The organism is Caulobacter sp. GW456-12-1-14-TSB4, assembly GCF_059424195.1.
Window position 1 is genome coordinate 1 of record NZ_JBWKZF010000069.1, and the last position, 3,623, is coordinate 3,623.

Consider the following 3,623-nt stretch of genomic DNA (forward strand, 5'->3'; position numbering starts at 1 on the left):
GGACAGGGGCTGCGGAACGGCCGCATCACCCCCATCCCCGCCCTTTCCCCATCAAGGGGGAAGGGAGTTTCAGCTGACCGTCAGCCGCGCCAGGTTCAGGCGAGCTTGGGGCAGCATGGGGAAGGTCACGATCGACACCTCCCACAGCTCGACGCGGGACAGGACGCGCAGGCGGCCCTGGGTGCGGGCCTTGACCTGCCGAAAGCCGATGGAGAGGCCGTCCAGGGCGCCGGCCTCGACCAGGGCGGCGACCAGGCGACCGCGCGGCGTGGTGCGCAGAATCCGTCCACGGACGAACAGCCCCTTGGCGTCCTCGAAGACCTCGTCCCAGACGCCGACCGGCTCGGCCTCGTCGTGCTGGTGCAGCATGATCACCGGCGCGGCGTTGGCCAGGCTCTCGGCGAAGGCCCCGGCGGCGGTGACGTCGTCATTGAGGTCGCGGGTCCAGAACAGGGACGCGTAGCCTTCGATCTTCAGCTCATCGCTCATGGCTGCGCTCCAGTCGGGCCTCGATGCGGACCAGGCTCTGGCGGCTGGCCTCGGCCTGGGCCTCCAGCCGGGCGAGGCGTTCCGCGACCGGAGCCTGAGCCTCCAGCCGCCGCTGCATCTCGTCGATCCGGGCGGAGGCCTTGCCGGCCCACAGCAGGGCGGCGGCGGCCTGCAGCGCCACGGCGACCAGGACGGCGGCCGAGACCTGGCGGTCCAGCCGCCAGCGCGCGGTGGCGGCGGTCAATGCTCCAGCCCCGCCAGGCGCCGGCGTTCGGCGTCGGTGAGGAAGCTGGCCGCCTGCAGCCGGCTCCACAGGGCGTCGCGCTCGGTCGACAGGGCCGGCACGGCGTCGAGGTCGGGGGCGATCTTCGCGCCCGGGAACTTGGCGGCGAGCCAGCCGGTCAAGGCTCGTGCGGCCCGCTCGGCCAGCGGCGCGACCGTGCCGCGCCAGAACGCGGCATTGGCCTCGCGGTAGTTGGCGTAGGTGTTGTCGCCGGGGATGCCCAGCAGCTGCGGCGGGACCCCGAACGCCAAGGCGATCTCGCGGGCGGCGGCGTGCTTGCCCTCGGTGAAGTCCATCTCGGCCGGCGTCAGCGACATGGCCCGCCAGTCCAGGCCGCCTTCCAGCAGCAGCGGGCGGCCGGCGTTGGCTTGGCCGGAGTGGGCGGCGGCCAGCTCGGTCTTCAGCCGGTCGAACTGCTCGTCGGAGAGCCGGTCGCCGGTGTCCTTGGAGGAGTAGACCAGCGCCCCGGACGGCCGGGCCGAATTGTCCAGCAGCGCCTTGTTCCAGGCGCTGGAGGCGTTGTGGACGTCGATCGCGAAGGCGGCCGCTTCGAGGGGCGAGAAGCCGTAGTGGTCGTTGGTCGGGTTGAAGAGCTTCAGGTGCAGCACCGGCAGCCAGCCGTCGGCGTCGCGGGCGATCCGAACCGTGCGTCCAGCGGCCTGGTAGTCATAGGCCAGGGGCCAACCGCGCGGGCCGGGGACCAGGGTCATCCGGTCGGGGCGCAGGGCGTAGAGTTCGGTCGGCTGGGCGTCGCCGGCGGCTTCCAGGTAGGCGTTGCCGGCGACCTGCAGGCTGCCGAAGAACTGCTCCATCAGGTCGGGGCCGCCCTGTTCGGGGTTGGGGCGGTCGAGGAGTTTCTTGAGCGGGTGGTCGTCGGCCCGGCGGCCGTCGACGAAGACGGCCAACGGCGTGGACGCCGCGGCCTCGGCGATCAGGCGGACACAGCGATAGGCGACGGGGTTCTTGGCGAAGCCCTCGGACGCCAGGGCGCCGTAGTCACGGGGCGTCCACTGCGGCCGGCCGCCGGTGGTGAGGGCGATCAGGCGCGCGGCGCGGGAGTCCTTGCGCTCCGGCGGGGCGTGGGGCGGGCGAGGTTTGAAGAGGGGCATGATGATGGGCTCCGGGGTTCGGAGTTGAGAACAAAATAAGAACAATGTAGAGTTGATACGGTCAGCGAGACGCCTCTCCTCCCCCTCTGGGGGAGGTGGCCCGGCGAACGCCGGTGGAGGGGCCAGCACCGGAGCCGATGATGGAAACGACCCGCGAGACCGTGCTCAATGCCCGCCGCCTTCGACGCCAGATGTCTCCGCCCGAGGCGCGACTATGGACCGCCCTCAGACGCGGTGGTCTTGAAGGTCTAAAGTTCCGCCGGCAGCACCCGATCGGGCGCTGCGTGCTGGACTTCTACTGTGCGTCGTTACGCTTGGCCGTCGAAGTGGATGGCTCCGACCACACTATCGACAGCCGACCGGAGCGCGACATTGCGCGAGACCAATGGTTGATGATGCAGGGTGTTCGGACCCTCCGCATTCCAGCCCGCGAAGTGATGGACTCGGTGGACGGGGCGCTGACAGCGATCCGGGCGTTCATCGCGGAGAGCGAGGCGAAGGCCCCTCCACCGCCGTTCGGCGGTCCCCCTCCCCCAAAGGGGGAGGAGAGAGTCCGCTCCCAGGACGCCGGAGACGTCCCTCTCCGCCCCCGTCTGGGGGCGGACAGACCTCGCAAAGCGAGGTCAGGTGGGGGCTTGTGCGGCGGCTCATAGCGACCTGAGCCGAGGGCTAGCCCGCCCGCCCAGCATCAACTCGCTCACCGCCCAGACCAGCGCATCCGCCCGGTCCGGACTGTGCTCCAAATCCCCAGACCCCAGCGCCATCAGCTCCTCCTCCAGCGCCACGAAGGCCCCGCAGTGGAGCACCCGGCCCTGCTCGTACAAGGCCGCCACCGGCTCCGCCCGCGCCCGCTTGCCCACGCTCGCCCGGACCAGCTTCACCCGGCACGGCGGGTCGGCCTGCGCCAGTACGGAGCGCACCATGTCACCGCCCTGGTTGGCTTCAGCCACCAAAGCGTCAGCCGTCCACAGCCGCGCGGCGGCCACCGCACGGCCGGCCCAGCCGGCGGGAGACAGCCCTCGCGCGGTCTCGTCGGCCAGCACGAACGCCCGGTCGTCGCGTCGCCCGACCACCACGATCCCGCACGCATCGCCCGTCGCGGTGGCCGGCGGGTCCACCGCCACCACCACGCGGTCGAAGCGCGCCGGCTTGGCGGCCCGGCAGCGGGCCAGGTCCTCGGCGCGGAACAGACCGCCGTCGGTCTCGACGATGATCCCGTCCAGCTCCTGGGCGGCCAGCCGGGTGCCGCCGTACAGGGTCTCCAGCGTCCGCAGGAACGCCGGCGCCAGGTTGTCGGCGTTCAGCGATGTTCCGGCCCGCGTCACCGCCACGCCGGGCTCGGCGATCAGGGCCTTCAGCGCCCGGATCGGCCTGGGCGTCGAGGTCACCACCAGGCGCGGGTCCTCGCCCAACCGCAGGCCGAAGCGCAGCATGGCCAGGGTCTCGGCGGGCTTGGGCCAGGCGCAGAACTCGTCGGCCCAGGCGGCGTGGAATTGCGGCCCGCGCAGACTGTCGGGGTCCTCCGCCGAGAAGGCGTAGGCCGTCGCGCCGTTGGGCCAGACCAGGCGCCGGCGGGAGGCTTCCCACCTCGGGCGGAACAGCGGCCCGCCCATCGCCTTCAGCCCCGACGGCCCCTCGATCATCACCTCGCGCACGTCGTGCAGGGTGGGACCGACCAGGGCCAGGGTCGGGTGGCTCAGCGCGTTCAATGTGATCCACCGCGCCCCGGCGAAGGTCTTTCC

Annotated in this window: 3 protein-coding genes and 2 pseudogenes; 1 reads left to right on the forward strand and 4 read right to left on the reverse strand. The window is 72.0% G+C overall.

What is annotated here, in order from left to right; all coding sequences use genetic code 11:
* Positions 1-69: 69 nt before the first annotated feature.
* From AC07YH_RS26615 to AC07YH_RS26625, 3 genes and pseudogenes are all read right to left on the reverse strand, one after another.
* On the reverse strand, positions 70-489 hold the full coding sequence (locus AC07YH_RS26615) for an HK97 family phage prohead protease (RefSeq protein ID WP_494749896.1): 420 nt from the start codon (positions 487-489) through the stop codon (positions 70-72).
* On the reverse strand, positions 479-733 hold the full coding sequence (locus AC07YH_RS26620; RefSeq protein WP_494749897.1) for a hypothetical protein: 255 nt from the start codon (positions 731-733) through the stop codon (positions 479-481). Before AC07YH_RS26620 ends, AC07YH_RS26615 begins: the two co-directional genes overlap by 11 nt.
* A pseudogene (locus AC07YH_RS26625) lies at positions 730-2,051 on the reverse strand (phage portal protein). The gene AC07YH_RS26620 and the pseudogene AC07YH_RS26625 overlap by 4 nt, the downstream one beginning before the upstream one ends.
* On the opposite strand from AC07YH_RS26625, the pseudogene AC07YH_RS26630 reads away from it, so the two are divergent.
* Positions 2,022-2,351: pseudogene (locus AC07YH_RS26630) on the forward strand (endonuclease domain-containing protein); the annotation flags it as partial. The pseudogenes AC07YH_RS26625 and AC07YH_RS26630 overlap by 30 nt on opposite strands.
* Positions 2,352-2,528: 177 nt before the next feature.
* Here AC07YH_RS26630 and AC07YH_RS26635 read toward each other — a convergent pair.
* The coding region (locus AC07YH_RS26635; protein ID WP_494749898.1) for a DNA-packaging protein at positions 2,529-3,623 on the reverse strand (1,095 nt) is incomplete at its 5' end.